The sequence below is a fragment of the Pseudomonas sp. SA233 genome (genome assembly GCF_054792385.1).
Genome location: NZ_CP096449.1, coordinates 4,545,291 through 4,567,457, shown reverse-complemented (window position 1 = coordinate 4,567,457; position 22,167 = coordinate 4,545,291). Strand labels below are relative to the sequence as shown.

15 protein-coding genes are annotated in these 22,167 nt (G+C 63.7%); 3 read left to right on the top strand and 12 right to left on the bottom strand.

Annotated features, from left to right (window positions below; genetic code table 11):
- Nucleotides 1–185 precede the first annotated feature (185 nt).
- Complete coding sequence (locus M1D87_RS20965) at nt 186–1,604, top strand: amino acid permease (RefSeq protein ID WP_123084904.1); 1,419 nt, start codon at nt 186–188, stop codon at nt 1,602–1,604.
- A 142-nt stretch (nt 1,605–1,746) separates the two neighbouring features.
- On the opposite strand, the gene M1D87_RS20960 is transcribed toward M1D87_RS20965, so the two are convergent.
- Both M1D87_RS20960 and M1D87_RS20955 read right to left on the bottom strand, forming a co-directional pair.
- Complete coding sequence (locus M1D87_RS20960; protein WP_123084903.1) at nt 1,747–3,366, bottom strand: FMN-binding glutamate synthase family protein; 1,620 nt, start codon at nt 3,364–3,366, stop codon at nt 1,747–1,749.
- A 277-nt stretch (nt 3,367–3,643) separates the two neighbouring features.
- A complete protein-coding gene (locus tag M1D87_RS20955) occupies nt 3,644–7,912 on the bottom strand; it encodes a DEAD/DEAH box helicase (RefSeq protein ID WP_123084902.1) in 4,269 nt (1,422 codons plus the stop codon).
- A 240-nt stretch (nt 7,913–8,152) separates the two neighbouring features.
- Here M1D87_RS20955 and M1D87_RS20950 point away from each other — a divergent pair, with 240 nt between their 5' ends.
- Nucleotides 8,153–8,566, top strand: a complete 414-nt coding sequence (locus tag M1D87_RS20950) for an NUDIX hydrolase (RefSeq protein ID WP_003258026.1) — start codon at nt 8,153–8,155, stop codon at nt 8,564–8,566.
- Here the strand turns inward: M1D87_RS20950 and metR are convergent.
- Nucleotides 8,550–9,467, bottom strand: coding sequence for a transcriptional regulator MetR (gene metR / locus M1D87_RS20945; protein ID WP_003258025.1), 918 nt, complete (start codon nt 9,465–9,467; stop codon nt 8,550–8,552). The genes M1D87_RS20950 and metR overlap by 17 nt on opposite strands.
- A gap of 196 nt (nt 9,468–9,663) precedes the next feature.
- Here metR and M1D87_RS20940 point away from each other — a divergent pair, with 196 nt between their 5' ends.
- Nucleotides 9,664–10,659 carry an alpha/beta fold hydrolase gene (locus tag M1D87_RS20940; protein WP_123084901.1) on the top strand — a complete coding sequence of 332 codons (996 nt, stop codon included), beginning with the start codon at nt 9,664–9,666 and terminating at the stop codon, nt 10,657–10,659.
- Nucleotides 10,660–10,817: 158 nt separating this feature from the next.
- On the opposite strand, the gene M1D87_RS20935 is transcribed toward M1D87_RS20940, so the two are convergent.
- The 9 genes from M1D87_RS20935 to M1D87_RS20895 all read right to left on the bottom strand — a co-directional run bounded on the left by M1D87_RS20935 (nt 10,818) and on the right by M1D87_RS20895 (nt 22,161).
- Nucleotides 10,818–11,153, bottom strand: a complete 336-nt coding sequence (locus M1D87_RS20935) for a GlpM family protein (RefSeq protein ID WP_013973973.1) — start codon at nt 11,151–11,153, stop codon at nt 10,818–10,820.
- 25 nt (nt 11,154–11,178) lie between these two features.
- Nucleotides 11,179–12,456, bottom strand: a complete 1,278-nt coding sequence (gene aauR / locus M1D87_RS20930) for a two-component response regulator AauR (RefSeq protein ID WP_230491511.1) — start codon at nt 12,454–12,456, stop codon at nt 11,179–11,181.
- 47 nt (nt 12,457–12,503) lie between these two features.
- Nucleotides 12,504–14,408 carry a two-component sensor histidine kinase AauS gene (gene aauS, locus M1D87_RS20925; RefSeq protein ID WP_044047147.1) on the bottom strand — a complete coding sequence of 635 codons (1,905 nt, stop codon included), beginning with the start codon at nt 14,406–14,408 and terminating at the stop codon, nt 12,504–12,506.
- Nucleotides 14,409–14,481: 73 nt separating this feature from the next.
- On the bottom strand, nt 14,482–15,216 hold the full coding sequence (locus M1D87_RS20920) for an amino acid ABC transporter ATP-binding protein (protein ID WP_003258023.1): 735 nt from the start codon (nt 15,214–15,216) through the stop codon (nt 14,482–14,484).
- A complete protein-coding gene (locus M1D87_RS20915) occupies nt 15,213–15,884 on the bottom strand; it encodes an amino acid ABC transporter permease (RefSeq protein ID WP_013973970.1) in 672 nt (223 codons plus the stop codon). Before M1D87_RS20915 ends, M1D87_RS20920 begins: the two co-directional genes overlap by 4 nt.
- Nucleotides 15,885–16,631 (bottom strand): amino acid ABC transporter permease, encoded by a 747-nt coding sequence (locus M1D87_RS20910; protein ID WP_123084899.1) that lies wholly within the window; start codon nt 16,629–16,631, stop codon nt 15,885–15,887.
- Between the two features lie 142 nt (nt 16,632–16,773).
- Entirely contained in the window at nt 16,774–17,691 is a 918-nt protein-coding gene (locus M1D87_RS20905; RefSeq protein ID WP_015271573.1) for a glutamate/aspartate ABC transporter substrate-binding protein, read from the bottom strand.
- A gap of 322 nt (nt 17,692–18,013) precedes the next feature.
- The gene (locus M1D87_RS20900) at nt 18,014–19,375 is read right to left on the bottom strand and encodes an NEL-type E3 ubiquitin ligase domain-containing protein (RefSeq protein ID WP_259677093.1); all 1,362 of its coding nucleotides are present in this window, start codon (nt 19,373–19,375) and stop codon (nt 18,014–18,016) included.
- A complete protein-coding gene (locus M1D87_RS20895; protein WP_421091704.1) occupies nt 19,360–22,161 on the bottom strand; it encodes a dermonecrotic toxin domain-containing protein in 2,802 nt (933 codons plus the stop codon). Before M1D87_RS20895 ends, M1D87_RS20900 begins: the two co-directional genes overlap by 16 nt.
- Nucleotides 22,162–22,167: the final 6 nt, after the last annotated feature.

Sequence of the window (22,167 nt, the reverse complement as noted above, 5' to 3'; positions counted from 1 at the left end):
GTTTATACAGCGAAAAAACCTGCAAGGGTCTTCCTATACTGCTCGCCCCCTTCGCCTCGCCGGGCGCTCTATTCCGGCACTCGGGCCGGCCCACAAGGCCAGTTCGGCAAGCCAATGCCACGCCTATCGGCCTGGCTGGTGCTGCACGAAGGTCAAATCCAATAACAAAATGAGGTTGTATTGCTATGCCAGTCGGCAACCACCCTGCCCACGGCCAGGCCGCTGAAGGCGGCTCGCTCAAGCGTGAACTGGGCGAACGGCACATCCGCCTGATGGCGCTGGGCGCCTGTATCGGTGTCGGTCTTTTCCTCGGTTCGGCCAAGGCCATCGAAATGGCCGGCCCCGCCATCATGTTGTCCTATGTCATCGGCGGCCTGGCCATCCTGGTGATCATGCGCGCCCTTGGCGAAATGGCCGTGCACAACCCTGTCGCCGGCTCGTTCAGCCGTTATGCCCAGGACTATCTAGGCCCGCTGGCGGGCTTCCTTACCGGCTGGAACTACTGGTTCCTGTGGCTGGTGACCTGCGTTGCCGAAATCACCGCGGTGGCCATCTACATGGGCATCTGGTTCCCCGACGTACCACGCTGGATCTGGGCCCTGGCGGCGCTGGGCAGCATGGGGGCGGTCAACCTGGTGGCCGTCAAGGCCTTTGGTGAATTCGAGTTCTGGTTCGCCCTGATCAAGATCGTCACCATCATCGCCATGGTCCTTGGCGGCATCGGCATCATTGCCTTTGGCTTCGGCAATGACGGCGTGGCAGTGGGTATTTCCAACCTTTGGAGCAACGGCGGCTTCATGCCCAATGGCGTGACCGGCGTGCTGATGTCGCTGCAAATGGTCATGTTCGCCTACCTGGGCGTGGAAATGATCGGCCTTACCGCCGGTGAAGCACGCAACCCGCAAAAGACCATCCCGCAGGCCATCGGCTCGGTGTTCTGGCGCATTCTGCTGTTCTATGTCGGTGCGCTGTTCGTGATCCTGTCGATCTACCCTTGGAGCGAAATCGGCAGCCAGGGCAGCCCGTTCGTCATGACCTTCGAGCGCCTGGGCATCAAGACCGCCGCCGGCATCATCAACTTCGTGGTCATCACTGCAGCGCTGTCGTCGTGCAACGGCGGCATCTTCAGCACCGGGCGCATGCTCTACAGCCTGGCGCAGAACGGCCAGGCCCCGGCGGCCTTCGCCCGTACGTCGAAGAACGGCGTGCCGCGCAACGCGCTGCTGCTGTCGATCGGCGCGCTGCTGCTGGGCGTGCTGGCCAACTACCTGGTGCCGGAGAAGGTCTTCGTCTGGGTGACTTCGATCGCCACCTTCGGCGCGATCTGGACCTGGGTGATGATCCTGCTGGCGCAACTGAAGTTCCGCGCCGGCCTCAGTGCCACTGAACGCAAGGCACTGAAATACCGCATGTGGCTGTGGCCGTTGAGCTCGTATCTGGCGCTGGCCTTCCTGGTGCTGGTGGTCGGCCTGATGGCGTACTTCGAGGATACCCGCGTGGCGCTGTACATCGGCCCGGCGTTCCTGGTGCTGCTGACGGTGCTGTACTACGCATTCCGCCTGGCGCCGAAAGATGCGCAGGGTGTGGCCAGTACTGCTTCCTGATCTGAAATGGCTGGGGCCGCCTTGCGGCCCTTTCGCGACACAAGGCCGCTCCTACAGGCGACCGCGACCCATGCAGCTGGCGCGGTCGCCTGTAGGAGCGGCCTTGTGTCGCGATGGGCTGCGTAGCAGCCCCAGGGTTCTATCAGGCCGCCACTTCGCTGTTCGGTTCAAAGCTGTCCGCCCGCGCCAATTGCCACATGCGCGAATAGAACTGCCCGTTCACCTCGCCAGTCAGCAGCTCACCCGGCTTCAAGAACACATGCATCTGCGAGAACAGTTTGATCTCGGTGGCCGAGATGCGCCGTACCAGGTGCTTGGCTTCCAGCTGCGCCGGGTGCTCCAGGCCCGCTGCCGCAAGCATTTCGGCCAGGGCACGCAAGGTATTGTGGTGGAAGTTCAACACCCGCTGGGCTTTGTCCGGCACCACCAGCGCACGCTGGCGCAGAGGGTCTTGCGTGGCCACACCGGTCGGGCACTTGTTGGTGTGGCAGCTCTGCGACTGAATGCAGCCGATGGCGAACATGAAGCCGCGCGCCGAGTTGGCCCAATCAGCGCCAATGGCCAGCACGCTGGCAATGTCGAACGCGCTGACGATCTTGCCGCTGGCGCCCAGCTTGATCTTGTCGCGCAGGTTCAGGCCAACCAGGGTGTTGTGCACGAACAGCAACCCTTCGCGCAGCGGTACGCCAATGTGGTCGGTGAACTCCACCGGCGCCGCGCCGGTGCCGCCTTCCTTGCCGTCGATGACGATGAAGTCGGGCAGGATGCCGGTTTCCAGCATGGCCTTGGCGATGCCCATGAACTCCCACGGGTGGCCCAGGCAGAACTTGAAACCTACCGGTTTGCCGCCAGACAGCTCACGCAGCTGGGCAATGAACTGCATCATCTCGATGGGGGTGGAGAAGGCACTGTGGCGCGACGGCGATATGCAGTCTTCGCCCATCAGCACACCACGGGTTTCGGCGATTTCCCGGGTCACCTTGTGCTTGGGCAGGATGCCGCCATGGCCGGGCTTGGCGCCCTGGCTCATCTTGATTTCGATCATCCGCACCTGCGGGCTGCGTGCCTGGGCGGCAAAGCGTTCGGGGTCGAAGCGCCCGTCTGGCGTGCGGCACCCGAAGTAGCCGCTGCCCAGTTCCCAGACCAGGTCGCCGCCATGCTCGCGGTGATAGGGGCTGATGCTGCCTTCGCCGGTGTCATGGTGGAAGTTGCCCAGCTTGGCGCCCTGGTTGAGGGCGCGGATGGCGTTAGCGCTGAGCGAGCCAAAGCTCATCGCCGATATGTTGAAGATCGACGCTGAGTATGGCTGGCTGCACTGCGGCCCGCCGACGATGACCCGGAAGCTTGCCGGGTCGGCCAATGGCGCCGGGCGCATGGAGTGGCCGATGAATTCGAAGCCGGACTCGTACACGTCGATCAGGGTGCCGAATGGTTTGTCCGAGGCTTCGTTCTTCGCCCTTGCGTAAACCAGCGAGCGCTGGGCGCGGGAGAATGGCAGGGCGTCGCTGTCTGCCTCCAGCAGGTACTGGCGAATTTCCGGGCGAATGGCCTCGACCAGATAGCGGATGTTGCCCAGGATCGGATAGTTGCGGCGTACTGCGTGGCGTTGCTGCAACAGGTCGAACAGACCGATGAGGCTAAGGATGCCGGTGCTCAGGGTGAGCGGCCACAACCATTCGTGGTGGGTGAAGGGCAGGCTCGCCAGGGTGAACAGCACACAGGCGGCGAAGAAGGCATAGCGACTGAGAAGTGACAGGCTCATACAGGGTCCTTGCGATGGAGCGGTCAGGCTCAGGGCCTGGGGCAAACCCCGACCATAGCCAAGTTGCTCGGCTGTGCAAATTAAAATCGGGGTAGCGAAAATCATTCTCGCAGAGCCTGGCGATAGTCTTCAGGCCAACACGGGCTTTTGTAGGAGCAGCCTTGTGCTGCGAAGAGGCCAATAGGGAAACAGATTGTCTTCGGCAATAATGGCCTCTTCGCAGCACAAGGCTGCTCCTACAGGTGCTGTGCATGCCCTGAAGTCAGCAACAAGGGATTCAGATAGTGTCGCGCAGCAGCTTCTGCCGCCAGCTTTCCTGCTCTTGTGCCGGCGCTTCGACCAGGTACGAATAGTGCCCTGCCACCCGCATCGCCACTGGCACCCCGTCGCGGTACAGCAGGCGGTTGCCGCTCACCGCCGGCACTTTTGCCCCCGGCAGCAGCGACCCGACCAGGTTCAGTGGGTCACTGGCACTCACCACCACCAGTGCCCCGTCCAATTCACGCCGCCGTACCTGCCGCAGCAGCCCCACCGCCTCCGGCAAGGCGAACTGTTCGCCGGCCAGCCCGGCAATGAAGCGCCCGCCACGAATCTCGCCACGCGCTTCCAGCCGGTGATAGCAGCGCAGCAGTTCGCGCCAGGGCGGCAGCACATCGCTTTCGCGCTCCAGCAGGCGCCAGCACACCACGCCATAGCGCCGAAGCAGGGCCCGGGCGATGTGCTCCAGGCGCTGGCTGTCGTCTACAGCGCCCCTGCGCAGCAACGCCCAGCGCCCGGCATGGGACATGCTGCTGGACAGCGGTGGGTGGCCGCGTCGGCTGTTGCGCGATGTGCGTTTCGCCGCCGGGGTGATCAGGCTGCGCAGGCCGGTGAAGCTGTCGGCCCCCACCAGGCCTGCGCCTACCAGCTCTTGCAAGACCGTCTCCAGTTCGCTGGGCAGCAGGTGGGCGTCGTGTGCCAGCTCGTCGAAGAACAGCGCGCCATGTGCGTTCAGCACCTCGTGGACGCGTTGCGCTCGTGCGCCGAGGCTATCCAGGGCGGGTACGGGGGCAAGGCTGCGCCACAACCCAAGATGCTCGCGCGGCAGCAGCACCAGCGGTGTGCTCGACAAGGTGTTGCTCGACACGGTCGCCGCCAGCCGGCTCCAGGCAAACTGCCCGCTACGGCAGGCATCGTCGAGCCAGTGCGGGCTGTAGTCCTTGATACGTGCCGGCAGCAGTTCGGCCTCCCAGGCTCCGGCTGCACTCGGGAACCCTTGCAACTGGCCAAGTACCTCGGCCACGGCTTGCGGGCCGCGCAGGCGCGTGTCGTCAGCCAGGTGCTGCCAGTCGAACAGAAAGCGCACGAAGTCCTGCAGGCTGACCGGCTCGATCTCCCGGCGCAGGCGTTTGACTGTGTAGCGGTGGATGCGCGCCAGCAAATGGCGCTCGCACCACTGCAGTTCGCTTGCGCCGGGGCTGAAATGCCCACGCAGCACATAGCCTTCGGCCTCCAGGCGGGCCAGGGCCTGTTCGATGGCCGGCAGCGGCTTGCCAAGTGCTGCCGCAATCTGCGCACGGGTCAGCGGGCCATGGCCGCTCAGGCGGGCTCGCAACAGTTCGACCAGCGCAATGTCCGGCTCGATGGCCTGATCGAAGCCTGGCAGTACCTGCAACGCAGGTTCCAGCCGGGAGCCGGGATACAGCACCTGCAGCAGACTCAACCGCTCGCGTGCCAGCCACAGTTTTTCATCCACCAGCCGCAAGGCCCGGCCAGCCTTGGCCAATTGTCTGAGCAGCAGCTCCCAGCCGGCATTGCCCTGCACTTCGTCCTGGCTGATGACACCCAGGCCCATCAACGCTTCATGCATTTCGTCGGCGTTGCCCGGCTGCGGCCAGGCCTCGGCCGCCACGGCGGCAATCGCATCGGCGTCCAGCGCGCCCAGGTCGTCGCCGTTCTGCACCTCGTTCCAGCGCCGGTTGAGCACTGCCTGCGTGCGACGCTCTTCCAGTGGCGCGTCATCCAGGAAGGCATATGGCCGAGCATTGAGGACGGCCGCCGCCAACGGCGAAGGGGCGGGTAGATCGCGGCACAGCAGGCGTACCGTGCCGCTTTCCATGCGCCGCAAAAGTGCTAGCCAGCCTTCGCTGTCCATCGCCTCGTGCAGGCAGTCGTCGAGGGTTTGCTCGACCAGCGGATGATCGGGAATCTGCCGCTCGCCGACGATGTTCTCCAGGCAGGCGATCTGGTCGGGAAACACGGCGGCAATCAGGTCTTCACTCTTCATCCGCTGGATCTGTGGCGCCACCTTGCGACCGCCGACAAAGCGCGGCAAGGCCATGGTCACGCTGGCGTTCCAGCGCCAGCGCACGCCGAACAGCGGCGCATCGAGCAGTGCCTGGACAAGGATCGACTCGGCGTTGCGGCTATTCAGGTAACGCCACACGTCGTCCAGTTCGAAGCTGTGGCTGGAGGACAGCGACAGCACGATGGCGTCCTCGCTGGCCGCCGCCTGCAACTCGAAGTTGAAGGTGCGGCAGAAGCGCTTGCGCAGGGCCAGGCCCCAGGCGCGGTTGATGCGGCTGCCGTAGGGCGAATGGATGATCAACTGGGTACCGCCGGACTCATCGAAGAAGCGCTCCATCACCAGCGTGTCCTGCGAGGGCAGGGCACCAAGCACTTCGCGGGTGCGGGCCAGGTAGTCGAGCAACTGGCCGGCGGCGTCTTCACCCAGTTCGAAGGTGGCCTGCAACCATGCCAGCACCTCGGCCTGGTTGTTGTCAGCCAGCTGTTGGTCGATCTGCGCCTGCAGCCGGGCCACCGCGGCGGACAGCTCGTCGCTGCGCCCCGGCGCCTCGCCCAGCCAGAATGGAATGGTCGGTGGAAGGCCATGGGCATCCTCCACCCGCACCCGGCCCGGTTCGACGCGCAGGATTCGATAGGAGGCATTGCCAAGCTGGAAGATGTCGCCGGCGATGCTTTCCACGGCGAAGTCTTCGTTGACGCTGCCGATGTTCAGCGCCTGCGGTTCGAGCAGCACGGCGTAGTCGGCGTTGTCGGGGATGGTGCCGCCGCTGGTCAGGGCGGTCAGCTGGCTGCCGCGGCGGCCACGCAGGGTGCCGCTCACCGCATCGCGGTGCAGATAGGCACTGCGCACGCCCTGGCGGCCGTTGTAGCCCTCGGCGAGCATGCGCAACAGGGCCTGGTAATGTTGCTGGTCGAGTTCGGCATAGGGCGTGGCCTGGCGCAGGCAGTCGAACAGGGCTTGTTCGTGCCAGGGCTGGTTGCTGGCTTCGGCGACGATCTGCTGGGCCAGCACGTCCAGCGGCGCCCGGGGAATGTGCAGCTCGTCCAGCTCGCCCCGGCGTATGCAGTCGAGCAGGGCCACGCATTCGATCAGGTCATCGCGCGAGGTCGGGAACAAGCGGCCCTTTGGCACGCCATCGACCTGGTGGCCGGCGCGGCCGACCCGCTGCAGAAAGGCCGCTATCGAACCTGGTGAAGCGATCTGGCAGACCAGATCGATGTCGCCGATATCGATACCCAGCTCCAGCGATGCAGTGGCCACCAGCACCTGCAGTTGGCCGCTCTTCAGGCGTTGTTCGGCATCCAGGCGTAGCTCCTTGGCCAGGCTGCCGTGGTGCGCGGCAACCGCGTCCTTGCCCAGCCGGTCGCTGAGGTGGCGGGTGATGCGCTCGGCCAGTCGCCGGGTGTTGACGAACACCAGAGTGGTGCGGTGTTCGCGCGCCAGGGTGGCCAGGCGGTCATAGACCAGGCCCCAGACATCGGTGGCCATCACTGCACCCAGCGGCACTGGCGGCACCTCGATGGCCAGGTCGCGCTGCCGAGCATGGCCGACATCGACGATTGCGCAGGGGCGGCCGTTGCCGACCAGAAATTGCGCCACCCGTTCGACCGGGCGTTGCGTGGCCGACAGGCCGATGCGCCGCAACGGCCGGTTGCACAGGGCCTGCAGGCGCTCCAGGGTCAGTGCCAGGTGGGCGCCGCGCTTGTTGCCGGCCAGGGCATGGATTTCGTCGACGATTACCGTGTGCACGCTGGCCAGGCCTTTACGGCCAGAAGCCGAGCCCATCAGCACGTAGAGCGATTCGGGGGTGGTCACCAGGATGTGCGGCGCCAGCTTGCGCATGGCGGCACGCTCCTTCTGCGGAGTGTCGCCGCTGCGCACGGCCGTGGTGATGCGCGGGGCGTTCAGGCCCTGGTCCGCGATGGCCTGGCTGATGCCTTCGAGCGGGGCTTGCAGGTTCAGGCGGATATCGTTGGACAGCGCCTTGAGTGGCGAAACGTAGACCACCTGGGTTTGCGCTGGTAGCTCGCCTTGGTGCTTCAGGCCTTGGCGGAACAGTTCGTCGAGTACGGCCAGAAACGCACTGAGGGTCTTGCCCGAGCCGGTCGGTGCGGCCAGCAGCATCGACTGGCCCGCATGGATCAACGGCCAGGCCTGGGCCTGGGCATCTGTCACCGTGGCGAAGTGGCGACGGAACCAGGTGCGCACGGCGGGGTGGAACAGCTCGAGCACCGGGTGGTGTTTGGCGGGCAGGTTCATGTGTTGGTTATGGAGGGTGTGGGACGGGTTGGCAAGGGGCCGTTCGTCTGCCAGATCTGCTATGACCTGTGCCGGCCTCTTCGCGGGTAAACCCGCACAGGTACTGCGCCGCTCTCTGGCCTTGTGGTGCACTTGTGGGAGCGGGTTCACCCGCGAAGAGGCCGGCACAGGAAACACTGGCCTTGTCAGGCCAGGAACCCCATGGGATCCTCCCCGGCCATTGTTTCAGGTGAGCCCCCCATGCCCAACACCATCCGCATCGCCGCGGCCCTGCTGATCGATCCCCAAGGCCGAACCCTGCTGGTACGCAAACGCGGCACCCAGGCTTTCATGCAGCCCGGTGGCAAGATCGATGCTGGCGAAACACCCGTGCAGGCGCTGGTGCGCGAGCTGCATGAGGAACTGGGCCTGCACATCGACCCGGCCCAGGCCGTGCACCTGGGCCAGTTCAGCGCCCCGGCCGCCAACGAGCCGGGCTTCGAGGTACAGGCCGAACTGTTCCGTGTCGACAGCGCCGCAGCCGTGCTGCCGGCCGCGGAGATCGAGGAGGTGGTGTGGCTGGCCGCAGACCAGGCACCCGCCATGCAGCTGGCACCCCTGACCCGCGACCTGATCCTGCCGCTATACCGCCAGGCCGTCAGCGCACCGCGCTGACACCATCGAGGGTGGCGAACGAGGTGTCCTTCGCCGTCAGCAGGAAGTCGCGCATGTATGGCGCATCGAGCATGTCGGTGCGCACGGCGGCATACAGCGTGGCGAACAGGCCTTTTTCACCCAGGCGCTTGCCCTTCACATATCCGCGCGAACTGTACTCGTGCAGCGCCCAGTGCGGCATGCCGCACACGCCACGGCCGCTGGCCACAAGTTGCATCATCATCACCGTCAGCTCCGATGTGCGCACGGCGGCGGGCTCGATGTCGGCTGGCTCCAGGAAGCGGGTGAAGATGTCCAGGCGGTCGCGCTCCACCGGGTAGGTGATGAGGGTCTGGTCGAGCAGGTCCTGCGGCACGATGTAGGGCTTGCTGGCCAACGGATGCTGGTTGGCCACCGCCAGCATCGCCTCGTAGGTGAACAGCGGCACGTAGGTGATGCCCGCCAGGTCCAGCGGGTCGGAGGTCACCACCAGGTCGAGGTCGCCGCGGGCCAGGGCCGGCAGTGGGGCGAAGGCAAAGCCGGAGGCCAGGTCCAGCTCCACCTCCGGCCAGGCGTCACGGAACTGGTCGATGGTCGGCATCAGCCACTGGAAGCAGCTGTGGCATTCGATGGCCATGTGCAGACGACCGGCGGTGCCGCCGGCCAGGCGCGCGATGTCACGTTCGGCGCCGCGCAGCAGCGGCAGGGTGGCATCGGCCAGTTGCAGCAGACGCAACCCGGCGCTGGTGAAGCGGATCGGCTTGGTCTTGCGCACGAACAGCGGCAGGCCCAGGCGCTCTTCCAGCTCCTTGAACTGGTGCGACAGCGCCGACTGGGTCAGGTGCAGGCGCTCGGCGGCCTCCACCAGGCTGTCGGCCTCGCGCAGGGCATGAAGGGTTTTCAGGTGACGGATCTCCAGCACAGCTGACTCCGGTGTGTGGACTTGAGGAAACAGGGAATGAGTTGAGTTTCCCTCATGTTGCCGCGCCTGTCGACTGGGCGTACCGCCGCACCGCCTGGCGGGAGTCATCAAACTGTCACTGAACTGTGGCAGCGCGCCCGAACAGAATTCATCAGACTCGCGCTCTACTGGGGATCTGCATTCTGGTGTTTCTTTCATGCGGGCTTTTTGGCTTTTTCTTTTCTTTGTATTCGGCGTACCTGCAAGTTTCGCTGAACAGCGTTGTGACGCCCACGTGTCGGTGCAGCGGGCCGAGCTGGGCGCGGTCAGCCTTGTCTACCAGAGCGTCGGTGCGCCACGCGACCCGGCCTTGCTGCTGGTGATGGGCCTTGGCGGGCAGCTGATCCACTGGCCGGACGACGTGGTCGAAGCGTTGTGCCGCCAGGGCTTTCGGGTGATCCGCTATGACAACCGCGATGTCGGCCTGTCACGCTGGAACCAGTTGCCACCGACGGCCAACCTGACGGTCGAACTGCTGCGCTACAAGCTGGGCCTGTCGGTGGCTGCGCCCTATACGCTGACCGACATGGCGGACGATGGCCTGCGCTTGATGGATGCGTTGGGCGTGCGCCAGTTTCATGTGCTGGGGGTGAGCATGGGCGGCATGATTGCCCAGCACCTGGCGGCCATGGCGCCCGAGCGCGTGCGCAGCCTGACGCTGGTCATGTCCAGTTCAGGGGCGGCGGGGTTGCCGGCGCCGGATCCGGCGCTGGTGCAGTTGCTGGCCCGGCGCAGCGCGCCGAACCGCGAAGTGGCCATCGAGCAGCAGGCTGATCTGCTGGCGGCGCTGGGTAGCCCCGAGGTGCGTGACGACCGTGCGGCCTTGCTGCAGCAAGCGGCCGTGGCCTACGACCGGGCGTTCAACCCTGAAGGGGCCAAGCGCCAGATCATGGCGATACTGGCCGAGCCGAGCAGGGTCGAGTTGCTTAACCAGTTGCGGGTGCCGACCCTGGTAGTGCATGGCACGGCCGATCCGTTGCTGCCGGTGATGCATGGCGTGCACCTGGCAGCACATATCCAGGGCAGCCAGCTGCGCTTGATACCGGGGTTGGCGCACCGCTTCCAGGAGCCGTTCAAGGCGCCGTTGCTGGGGGCGGTGTTGCCTTACCTGCAGGCACATCGGCAGGATGTCACGCATATCGCAGGGCTGTGAATCGAGGTCTGGCGCGGTCCATTGTGGGAGCGGCCTTGCGTCGCGAAAGGGGCGCGTAGCGGCCCCAGGATTCAAGCCCCCCTGCAAAAATGCCGGGGCCGCTTTGCGGCCCTTTCGCGACGCAAGGCCGCTCCCACAGGGTTGCGTGCGCCTTCAGGCTAGTGCATCCGCACCCACAAGGTCACCAGCACGGTCGCCGCCATCAGCCAGGCTACCGTGGCCAACGCCAGCGATGCCTCCAGGCGCATGCGGTCGACCAGTACATACAAGGTCGCCAGGTACACGAAGTACGGAATGATCGACCACATGCCGAACAGGATGGTGGTCTTCAGGTCGGCAATGCTGCGCCCCTTGCCGACAATGTAGTGGGCAATCAGCGCGAAAGTGGGGAACAGCGGCACCAGCCCGGCGATGTAGTAATTGCGCGTCTTCGACAGCACCGCCAGCAGCACCACCACACCAGCACCCAGGGCAGCTTTGAATACCAGGTCCACGTTGTATTTCCAGGTTGGGTTGAGGTCAGCCGAGGCCGTATTTCTTCACTTTGTCGAACAACGTGGTCTTGGCCATTCCCAGCTCCTGGCTGGCCTGGCTCAGGTTGCCACCAGTACGTTGCAGGGCATCACTGAGCAGGTTGCGCTCGAACGCTTCCACCGCCTCGGCAAAGCCCAGACCTTGGCTGGCACCACCGCTGGGGCCTTTCTTGAACGCAGGCAGGCCGAGGGCATAGCGTTCGGCGACGTTGCGCAGCTCACGCACGTTGCCCGGCCAGTCGTGGGCCATCAGGCGCGACAGGGTCTGGCTGTCCAGCGCAGGTGTTTCACGGTCGAAGCGCAGGGCCGACTGCTGCAGGAAGTGTTCGAACAGTTGCAGGATATCTTCGCGGCGCTCGCGCAGCGGCGGCAGCTCCAGTGTCACCACGTTCAGCCGGTAATACAGGTCGCTGCGGAACTGGCCACTCTGGCCCATGGCATCCAGGTCAGACTTGGTGGCGGCGATCACCCGGCAGTCCACCGGAATGCTCTGGTTCGAGCCCAGCCGCTCCAGGGTGCGCTCCTGCAGCACGCGCAACAGCTTGATCTGCAGGTTGATCGGCATGCTCTCCACTTCGTCGAGGAACAGCGTGCCGCCATTGGCGTGTTCGATCTTGCCGATGCGGCGTTTGCCGGCACCGGTGAAGGCGTTGGCCTCGTGGCCGAAAATCTCGCTTTCGAACAGGTTTTCCGGCAAGCCACCACAGTTAAGTGCCACGAACGGCTGGCCCTGACGACGGCTGAAGTCGTGCAGGCAGCGGGCGACCAGTTCCTTGCCGGTACCGGTTTCGCCTTCGATCAGCACGTTGGCCGAGGTATCGGCGACGTTGGCGATCAGCTCGCGCAGGTGCTCCATGGCCGGCGAACGGCCTATGATGCGCCCCTCCAGGCTGCTTTGCTCCGCCAACTGGCGGCGCAGGGCCACCACTTCGCGCGACAGCCCGCGCTGTTCGAGGGCGCGGCGCACCACGTCGACCAGGCGCTCCGGGGAGAAGGGTTTTTCCATGAAGTCGTAGGCGCCATTGCGCATGGCGCCCACCGCCATGTCGATATCGCCGTGGCCGGTGATCAGTACCACCGGCAGGCTGCGGTCGCGGGCCTTGAGGCGGTTGAGCAGCTCCAGGCCATCGATGCCCGGCAGGCGTATATCGCTGACGACGATGCCGGCGAAGTCGTCGCCGATGCGCTCCAGCGCCTGCTCGGCGCTGCCCACACCTTCACAGGCGATGTCTTCCAGGGCCAGCGCCTGTTGGCAGCCGAGCAGCACATGCGGGTCGTCTTCGACGATCAGGACGGTAAGAGGCGCTTGGTTCATGGGTGCTCTGCCGATTCGCTAGGGGGTGAGACCAGGGGCAGGGCCAGGACGAAGGCCGTGCCGCCGCTGGCGGGGTGCTCGACGTTGAGGCTGCCCTTGGCGGCGGCGGCAAGGCTCGCCGACAGGGTCAGGCCCAGGCCCAGGCCATGTTCGCCCGGTTTAGTGGTGAAGAAAGGTTCGAACAGGTGCTTGCGCGCCTCGGCGTCGATGCCGTGGCCATTGTCGCGCACCTGCAAACGGTACTTGTCGCCCTGCAGCTCGCCTTCCAGCCACAGTTGCGGCAGCGGCTGGGCGGCCATGGCATCCAGGGCGTTGCCGATCAGGTTGACCAGGATCTGCTCCAGGCGGGTCTGGTCGATGGCCAGCTGCTGGTCCTCGAACTGATTGTGCAGCTGCAGGTGGCAGGCGCTGATGCGGTTGGCCAGCACCTGCAAGGTAGCGTCCACTGCCTTGGCCAGCGAAGCCTGGCCGCTGTCGTCACTGCGTCGGGCGAACGAGCGCAGGCTGGCGGTGATTCGGCCCATGCGGTCGATCAGGTCGTTCATGGTACGCAGGTTGGTGCTGGCGGTTTCCAGCGCCCCGCGTTCGAGGAAGCGCACGGTGTTGCCGGACAACGTACGCAGCGCGGCCAGCGGTTGGTTCAGTTCGTGGGCAATGCTGGTGGACATCTGCCCGATGGCGGCCAGCTTGCCAGCCTGTACCAGTTCATCCTGGGCGTGACGCAGGGTCTGCTCGGCATGCCGGCGCTCGCGAATCTGGCCCTTCAGGCGTTCGTTGCTGGCACGCAGGTCGGCCGTGCGTTCGGTAATCCGTCGTTCCAGCTGGCTGTTGGCTTCCTGCAGGGCCTCGCGGGCTGCCAGGCGAGTGGCGATGACCTTGCGCCGTTCGTTCCAGGCGATGCCGAGGATCGCCAGCAAGGCGAAGGCCACGCCTGCCAGGATGCCCTGTACCATGGATTCGCGGCGCAGGTCCTGCAGCGGGGTCAGCAGGGTGAAATGCCAGGGCGTGTCGACCAGGCGCCGGGTCTGGGCCAGGTAGGCCATTTCGCGGGCCTTGCCCTGTGCGGTTTCGCTGTTGGCCGGGAAGGTCAGCTTTTCCACACCATCGGCCAGGGTTTCCCGGGCCAGGGGCTGCAGCTCGTTCAGCGGCCACCAGTAGTACTGCAGGCTACGGGCCAGGCGCTCCTTGATCTGCGGGGTCAGCGGGCGTACAGATTTCAGGCGCCGGGCTGGGTCGCTGGAGAGAATGATGATGCCGTTCTCGTCGCTGACGAAAGCTTCCAGGCGGGCACGCTGCCAGCGCTCCTCGAGGGTGTCCAGGCGCACTTTGATCACCGCCACGCCAATGATCTTGCCGTGTTCCTCCAGGCCGTGGGCCAGGTAATAGCCGGCCTCGCCGGTTGTACTGCCGATACCGTAGAAACGCCCGGGTTCGCCGCGCACGGCAGTCTGGAAGTAGGCCCGGAACGACAGGTCCTCGCCGAGGAACGAGTCGGCATCGCGCCAGTTGCTGGTAGCCTGGACACGGCCGTTGGTGTCGAGGACGAAGATGGCCCGGCTGCGGCTGCGCCGGTTCAGGCCTTCGAGGTATTCGTTGACGGTCTGCCGCGAGCCGCCGTCAGGGTCGGTGAGCAGATGCGAGACGCTGTCTTCCAGCTCCAGCAGGCTCGGCAGGTAGGTGTACTTGCTGATTTCGCTCTCGACCGTGCGCGCGTGCAGCTCCAGCTGGCGCTCGCCGTTTTCGCTGAGGGTGCGGATGCCGCTGCTCTCGCTGATCAGGTAGCCAGCCATTCCCAGGCCGACCATCAGCAGGATGATCAGTGGCGGTAACAGCAATTGGCGGAGCAGGCGGGATTTCACGGCAGGCTTGGCAGGGAGAAGAAGCGAAGGATCGCATTTCATCACAGTGGCCTTGTCACGACCAGCGCCTGCTGCCCGAAAGGGCAGCGGCGCCGACCGCTTCAGTGAAGCAAAATCAGTGTTGCAGGATCTTGCTGAGGAAGTGCTGGGTACGTTCGTGGCGGGCACTCGGGTTGCCGAAGAAGTCTTCCTTCTGGCAATCCTCGATGATGTTGCCCTTGTCCATGAAGATCACGCGGTTGGCCACCTTGCGGGCGAAGCCCATTTCGTGGGTCACGCACATCATGGTCATGCCTTCGTGGGCCAGCTCGACCATCACGTCCAGTACTTCGTTGACCATTTCCGGGTCCAGGGCCGAGGTCGGTTCGTCGAACAGCATGACGATCGGGTCCATCGACAGGGCGCGGGCGATGGCCACGCGCTGCTGCTGGCCGCCGGACAGCTGGCCGGGGTGCTTCTTGGCGTGGGCACCGAGGCCGACGCGGTCGAGCAGGGCCAGGCCCTTCTTGGTCGCTTCTGCTTCGCTGCGGCCAAGCACCTTGCGCTGGGCGATGGTCAGGTTCTCGGTGATGGACAGGTGCGGGAACAGCTCGAAGTGCTGGAACACCATGCCAACGCGCGAACGCAGCTTGGGCAGGTTGGTCTTGGGGTCGGCGATCGAGGTGCCGTCGACCACGATGTCACCTTTCTGGAACGGCTCCAGGGCGTTGACGCACTTGATCAGGGTGGACTTGCCCGAGCCCGACGGGCCGCAGACCACCACCACTTCACCCTTCTTGACCTCGGTGCTGCAGTCGGTCAGTACCTGGAAGTCCCCGTACCACTTGTTTACGTTCTTGATGGAAATCATACGGCGATCCTTTTTTGCAGGCGCTTGACCAGCCACGAAGCGGAGAAGCTGATGAGGAAGTACACGACACCGGCGAAGATCAGGAACTCATGGGAGCGCCCGATGATGTCGCCGTTGGAGCGTGCCGAGTTGAGGAAGTCCACCAGGCCTACGGTGTAGACCAGCGAGGTGTCCTGGAACAGGATGATGCTCTGCTGCAAAAGCAGCGGCGTCATCTTGCGGAAGGCCTGGGGCAAGATGATCAGGCGCATGGTCTGGCCGTAGGTCATGCCCAGGGCCTGGGCGGCGCCCATCTGGCCTTTGGAGATCGACTGCACGCCGGCGCGGACGATTTCGCAGAAGTACGCGGCCTCGAACATCATGAATGCCACCACGCAGGAGGTGAAGGCACCTACCGGGGTGTCCTCGCCGGTAATCCAGCGCAGCACGAATGGTACCGCCAGGTAGAACCAGGTGATTACCAGCAGCAGCGGGATCGAGCGGAAGTAGTTGACGTAGGCGCCGGCCACGTTCGACAGCAGCTTGCTCGACGACAGGCGCATCAGGGCCAGGATGGTCCCCAGTACAATGCCGCCAACCACGCCCATTATCATCAGCTGCAGGGTCATGACCATGCCTTCCCAAAGGGCAGGCAGGGCCGGGATGATTTCGCTGAAATCCATGTCCATTTATTTGCCCCCTACGGAAATCAGGCCGGGCACCGAGACTTTCTTCTCGACCATGCGCATCAGCAGCATCAGGCCCATGTTCAGGGTGAAGTAGATCAGCGTGGCCAAGGTGAAGGCCTCGAACAGGTTCGCCGAGAACTCAGCGGTCTGCTTGGTTTGTGCCAGCAGTTCCATCAGGCCGATCAGCGACGCCACCGACGAGTTCTTGAACACGTTCAGGAATTCCGAGGTGAGCGGCGGAATGATGATCCGGTAGGCTTGTGGCAGCAGCACATTGGTGTAGATCTGCGACAGGCTGAAGCCCATGGCGCGGGCGGCGGCTTCCTGGCCGCGGGGCAGCGCCTGGATGCCGGTACGCACCTGCTCGCACACGCGGGCGGCAGTGAACAGGCCCAGGCAGATGACCACGCTGATCAGCGCCGAAGTGGTCGGGTTGAGGTCCTGCTTGAACCATTCCTGCAGGCCTTCTGGCAGCAGGTCTGGCACCAGGAAGTACCAGATGAACAGCTGCACCAGCAGCGGTACGTTGCGGAACAGCTCCACATAGGCGGTGGCGATACCCGATACCAAACGGTTCGGCACGGTGCGCATGACACCGAGGACCGAGCCCAGCAGCAAGGCGATGATCCAGGCGGAGATGGCGATGGCGATGGTCCAGCCCAGGCCGGTGACGTACCAGTCCAGATAGGTTTCGCTGCCCACGCCGGTGGACTTGAAGAACACGCCCCAGTCCCAGTTGTAATTCATCGGGATTTCCCCTCAGACGATTGTTTCACGGGCACCTTCGAGCATCCGAGAGCGCTTGGCGCCCTCGGATGAAAGGTTAGACACTAATGAGTGGCCTGCAGTATTGATTGGTGCTGTTGAGCACCAGGCCACTATCTGAGAGTCAGGACTTCTTCTCGTCCGCAGCCTTGTCGGTCGGCTCGGCGATCAGTTTCTTCAGCTCGTCGCTCATCGGGAACTGCAGGTTCAGGCCCTTTGGCGGGATTGGCTGCTGGAACCACTTGTCGTAGCTCTTGTTGACTTCGCCCGACTTGAAGTAGCCGACGATGGCGTCATCGACCGCTTTCTTGAAGGCCGCGTCATCCTTGCGCACCATGCAGCCGTAGATTTCGTACGATTGCGGGGTACCGGTGATGACCCAGTCCGACGGTTTGCGAGCCTTGGCCATTTCGCCGGCGAGCAGGGCGTCGTCCATCATGAAGGCCACGGCGCGGCCGCTTTCGAGCATGTTGAAGGCTTCACCGTGGTCCTTGGCGGAAATCACGTTCATCTTCATCTGCTTGTCGGCGTTCATCGCCTTGAGGATGCGCTCGGAGGTGGTACCTGCGGTGGTCACCACGTTCTTGCCGGCCAGGTCCGGGAAGTCCTTGTATGCCGGCTGACCGTCCTTGACCTTGGTCAACAGGCGGGTACCGACTTCGAAGATGCCGACCGAGAAGCCGACCTGCTGCTGGCGCTCGACGTTGTTGGTGGTGGAGCCGCACTCGAGGTCCACGGTGCCGTTCTGCACCAGCGGGATGCGGGTCTGGGAGGTGACGAGGTTGTAGCGGACCTTGATGTCCGTGCCCAGCTGCTTCTTCAGGGCGTCGACGACAGCCAGCTGGATGTCATGCGAGTAGCCCACGGGCTCGGGCTTGCCGGCCAGGTAGGAAAACGGGATGGAGGAGTCGCGGTGGCCCAGGGTGATGGTGCCCGACTCCTTGATCTTCTTCAGGGTGCCGGTCAGTTCTTCGGCCATGGCCGGCGAAGCGATCACGGCGGCCGCGATGGCGGCGCCCAGCAATTGACGAACGATGCGCATCAAATTTTCCTCGACGTGTTTGTTTTTTTTATGGAGCCGTTGGCGGACTCTTCGTTCAACGAATACAGAAATAAACGATTGCATTCGGCTACCAAGTGTAGAGCATGAGTCGTGCCAAGCTCTGGCATTGATCATAACGCCTCGAATTCATTGGGAATCAACCTTTTGCTTTCATCGTGTGACGGTAAGTTTCATTCGCCATGCCGAATGAATGGCGGTTAATCGTTCGGAAATCCGAACGGATTTGCCAGCCCTGCATCGCAATGCACGAGCGATCAGGACCGCTGCCATGCTGAGCCTGATCGCAGTGCTGCCAGCCTGGTCAGTGGGGCATGAGCCGCTCTTTCGGCGTCTGGTTCCAGCGCGCCCAGGCCTCGGTAGTGAGGGTGCGTATCAGCACTGACTCCTCGGCGGCAAGTTCGCGCATCAAAACCCTGGCCTGGTCTTCATAGCCCGCTTCCTGGCCGGCCACGGCCCGTGCCTCGAGCGCTTCCATTCGCTCGTAATAAGGCCTTGCGGTCGCCTCGAAACGGTCAGCATAGGTTTCTCGCAGGTAGTTCTGCCAGTAAGGGCGGCCTGCAAGCGCGTCCAGCATCGACAAGGTGCTGTAGCTTTGCAGTACTTCTATTTCTGCTGCGTTCAGATCCCGCGTTGTCACGTGGGCGAATGATGCGAAGTGCATCTCATCCGGTGGTGCTGGCAAGTCGAGTGGCCCTGTCAGCCGCAGGCGATAGAAAAGCCGAACTTCGATTTCATCTACTCTGCGTCCTGCTTCGCGCATGGCCTGGATGTGCCGGTTGGCAATATCGTCAAGCAGGTCCAGGCGGTGCAGCTGGCCGCCCAGATACAGCAGGTGGCTCTCTCTCATTTCCGCTGGCACCCCTTCGATGCCCTGGAAGGCCAGCACGCCCACTTCCATCTGGTTGAGCAGCAGCAACAGGCGGTCCTCGCAGGTACGCGGCCCGTCGGCCTCGCGAAACAACTGCTCGCGTAACGCTTCATTGTTTTCGCAGGCTTCGAGGATGTGCCAGAGACGGCGTCGATAATGCCGCGGATGGGCCTCGAAGTCTTCGCTCTGGGCAAAGTCGGCCAGGAATCTGAACAGGCCTCCAGAGCCCGGCTCCTCGCTCAGGCAGTCCCAGGCTGCCTCCCGTTCTGCACGGAGGAGCTCGTTTCTGGACGCTACCCAGGTTGCACGGGTTTCCTCATCTATTGGCTCGTGGGCATACGACGCGCTGCCTCGGGCGCCTGTTTCGCTGGCACCCTGTGCTTCGTCCAGATACTCGATGCTGCCTTCGCTCAACGGATTGTCATGCAGGTTCAGCCTTTGCAGGCGCAGGCGCAAGCCGCGCATCTCGCGCTGCAACTCGCTGATTCTGTTGTCGCGCAAGTCGATATGGGCGCGTAGCGCTACGCTCTGGTGGACCAGGCCAATATCCGCCTGGCCCGTTGCTCGCAAGCGCAGGTCCCGCACATGTGGCAAGGCCGAGAGGTCGGGCATGCCGTTGAGGGGGTTGTAATTGAGTATCAGGGTATCCAGCCGCTGCAACTGAGCCAGGCGGCTGCTACCTGCTGCGTCCATCGCAATCAGGTTGTTGCTCAGGTTCAAGCGCCGTAGCTGGCTGAGGCCCTCGATGCCCTCGGGAACCAATGTCAGCCGGTTGCCGCTCAGGTCCAGGTCCACGACGTTGGGAACAGCCTTAGGAAGCGCGCATCGATCTGCTGCAGGCGCATGTTGCGTAACGTCAGCCGGCGCACGTGTCGGTATTCAACACCCTCCGGCAGGTCTGGCAAGGCATCGATGTGCTCGCCGTCTATGGTCAGTTCATATTGGTCGTTGCCGTCCACCAGTTTGCGCCGCCAACTGCGGCGAAGGGTATCGGCTACCCGGCGTCTGCGAATGGCGTCGATCGGAGATTGCCAACCGGCCTGCCAGACCCGAAGTGTTTCGCGCAGGTCGGCGAGCTGGCGTTGCAGCGTCTGGTAATGGTCCCACAAGCTCTCCCCGCGCTGGCGGACTGCTTCGAGGTAAGCGTCCAGTTGCAGTTCGGAGAGTGTGGGGAATATTTGATGGATCCCTCGGCGAATAGCGCTTTGGCTGCTTTCACCACCGCCGCTGAGTGTATAGGCCAGCCTGCCGTCGGCGAAACGCCGGGGCGGCCTGACAGTTGCGCGGATGCCGGGCAGGTCGAGCAGGCCAGCCGTGGTGTCGCGATCCTGTTCGGCTGCCATGGCCAGTTTGTCGCGCAGTTCCCTGAACTGCAGGTTGCGGTTCCCCAACCGGGTTTTCTGCTCGTCGTCCAGGCACCGCAGGAGCGCTGCCAGCAAGGACTTGCCCTGGGTTTCTTCGCCAGCCAGGGCGTAGCCTTGCTCATTTTTGACAATGGTGCGCACCTTCTGCGCGGTCTCGCTCTGGCTGGCGAATATCTGTAATCCCTCCAGGCCGCCGTGGCGTAATTCGACCCGTACTGAGTCTGGCCACGGGGCTTCCCGCTCGATGAGGCGTAGCGCCAGTATTTCGCTATCGGTGTTGGTCAGGTTCTGTAGGCGCAAGCCGAGACAAGCCCGGTCGATACGGCTGGCATGTTCATACCATCGTGCATGTTGCGCCATGCTAAGTGGTATCCGCCCGGAAGCATGCAACTGTTCTATCTGGGCGCTACTGCAGTGGTCGATGACTTCCTGGGCGCCCCTTGGCGACAGCCCCCGAAAAGCGCCGATCAGCTTGGCCTGGTCGATGGATAGCGGTGTTTGCCATGCCTGAAGTTTCTGCTCGAAGGCCAGCCCTTTCAGGGTCGGATCCTGCTGGTGCAGCTTGATCCGGTCGTGGATGTCTAGCAGCCGCGCGGGTGGTGGAGCGTTCTCCAGGCAAAGTCGGCGCAGCTGGTCCACGGACAGGCCTGTGACCTGCAGAAGCATCCGGCCATGGTCTGATAAAGTGTCGGCAAAGTGCTCCCCTTGCAGGCCTTCCAATAATATCGAGACATCTTCCTCGGCAGGCAGGTAGCGGAGGTTTCTGGCCAGCCTTACGCCGCGGCCGGGCAACACCGTTGGCGCAAGCCTGTCGACAAAAGGTATTCGTCCCAGCGTATGCAGCGCACCTGCAGTCAGGCCTGTGGTCGCCAGGCCCTGGGCTACGTTGAACAAGTGGTCCAGTGCACCTTGGCGATCACCTAGCTGCCAGTCCTGGTAGCCTTCGTAGACTTCATCGAGCAATTGCGCCGCGCTGACGACCAGCAGCAGGTCTCCCATTACCGGCACGACCAGAGCTGCCAGCCCCAGCAGGTCCAAACCGGCGCTGAGCATGCCCTGCAAGCGCTGATGTCTGCTCAGGCGGTCTTCGACGTCCGTGGGCACAGCCAGGTAGGCTGCATCATCGAACATTCGTCCGAGCAAAAGCGCTCGTACATGTGCGAACACATCCCCCTCTATTGGCAGGTTTCGCCCGTCGAGCTGCAGTTTCTTTGCTCCAGGCGACGCTACCAGCCGTTGTGCAAGTTCCTTGTCGAAAGCGCTTGTGTCCCGCGCCTTGATGAAACGCTTGAAAAACCTGCGGAATGGTTGCTGTTTGAGGCGAGTGGCCAGGTCGCTGTACACATCGTTCCAACTGTCGTAAAAGCACAGGCTTTGCCCGGGGGCATCGGGTATCCAGACGATGATCTCGTCGATGTCGGCAGCCAAGGCAGGGCGCCACTCGAGAGTGATGACCCCCGTCACGCACTTGCCGAGCAGATAGAGTTGGCGAGGTGTCAGCGTGCCTTTGCCATAGGTTGCGAGCGCAGGGGGTTCCAGCATCGACCGCAGCCGAAGCAAATCCCGCTCATCCAGTTGCCGCTTGAACCTGGCCTCGTAAACCGCTGCTTGCATGCGCGTTCGTACGCCGGTTTCAAACAGGTGCCTTATTGTCGTGCGCGCCTGATCGCCCGGCTGGCCACGCCCAGCCTTGGGTTCGAGCACTGTCTTGAGCAGCACCTGATACTTGCCGCCCAGATCCAGCGAGCGGCACAGGCGAACGAATTGCTCGAAGGTCATGGCCAGCTTTTCGCCTTTCTCGTTTTCCAGATGCGCTTTACGCAACAGCCACGGTTCAGCTTCGTGTGCTTCGAAGTTATGCAGGGCGGCAGCCAGCAGGGTTTGTCGTGTGCTATGGATTACGGTCGGCTTGTAGAAATGCTCTGCGGCCGAAGGTAGTTGGAACTCTTCGCTCACGACCACGTGACCCCGTCGCGCGTCGATATGCCCCACTCTCTGCTCACGCAGCGCGCGTTCGAGCAGGGGCAGTGCGAAGTCTTCGAGGCGAGGGATTCTTTCGAGCAGATGGCGAAGCCTGTCCGCTGCCTGTTGTTGTGCACCCAAGGCCTTGCCGTAGGCTTGCAGGTGCGTTGTGTCGGCGCTGGTCAACCAGTCTGGCAGTTGCTGGGCGATCAGGGCGTCGACTGAATAGGACGGGTTGTATTCGGTGGGTGGCATGTGATG

Excerpts from the sequence above, each read along its gene's own strand:
- M1D87_RS20965 (WP_123084904.1), top strand. The coding sequence starts at position 186 with ATGCCAGTCGGCAACCACCCTGCCCACGGCCAGGCCGCTGAAGGCGGC.
- M1D87_RS20960 (WP_123084903.1), bottom strand. The coding sequence starts at position 3,366 with ATGAGCCTGTCACTTCTCAGTCGCTATGCCTTCTTCGCCGCCTGTGTG.
- M1D87_RS20955 (WP_123084902.1), bottom strand. The coding sequence starts at position 7,912 with ATGAACCTGCCCGCCAAACACCACCCGGTGCTCGAGCTGTTCCACCCC.
- M1D87_RS20950 (WP_003258026.1), top strand. The coding sequence starts at position 8,153 with ATGCCCAACACCATCCGCATCGCCGCGGCCCTGCTGATCGATCCCCAA.
- M1D87_RS20940 (WP_123084901.1), top strand. The coding sequence starts at position 9,664 with ATGCGGGCTTTTTGGCTTTTTCTTTTCTTTGTATTCGGCGTACCTGCA.
- aauS (WP_044047147.1), bottom strand. The coding sequence starts at position 14,408 with ATGAAATGCGATCCTTCGCTTCTTCTCCCTGCCAAGCCTGCCGTGAAA.
- M1D87_RS20920 (WP_003258023.1), bottom strand. The coding sequence starts at position 15,216 with ATGATTTCCATCAAGAACGTAAACAAGTGGTACGGGGACTTCCAGGTA.
- M1D87_RS20915 (WP_013973970.1), bottom strand. The coding sequence starts at position 15,884 with ATGGACATGGATTTCAGCGAAATCATCCCGGCCCTGCCTGCCCTTTGG.
- M1D87_RS20910 (WP_123084899.1), bottom strand. The coding sequence starts at position 16,631 with ATGAATTACAACTGGGACTGGGGCGTGTTCTTCAAGTCCACCGGCGTG.
- M1D87_RS20905 (WP_015271573.1), bottom strand. The coding sequence starts at position 17,691 with ATGCGCATCGTTCGTCAATTGCTGGGCGCCGCCATCGCGGCCGCCGTG.
- M1D87_RS20895 (WP_421091704.1), bottom strand. The coding sequence starts at position 22,161 with ATGCCACCCACCGAATACAACCCGTCCTATTCAGTCGACGCCCTGATC.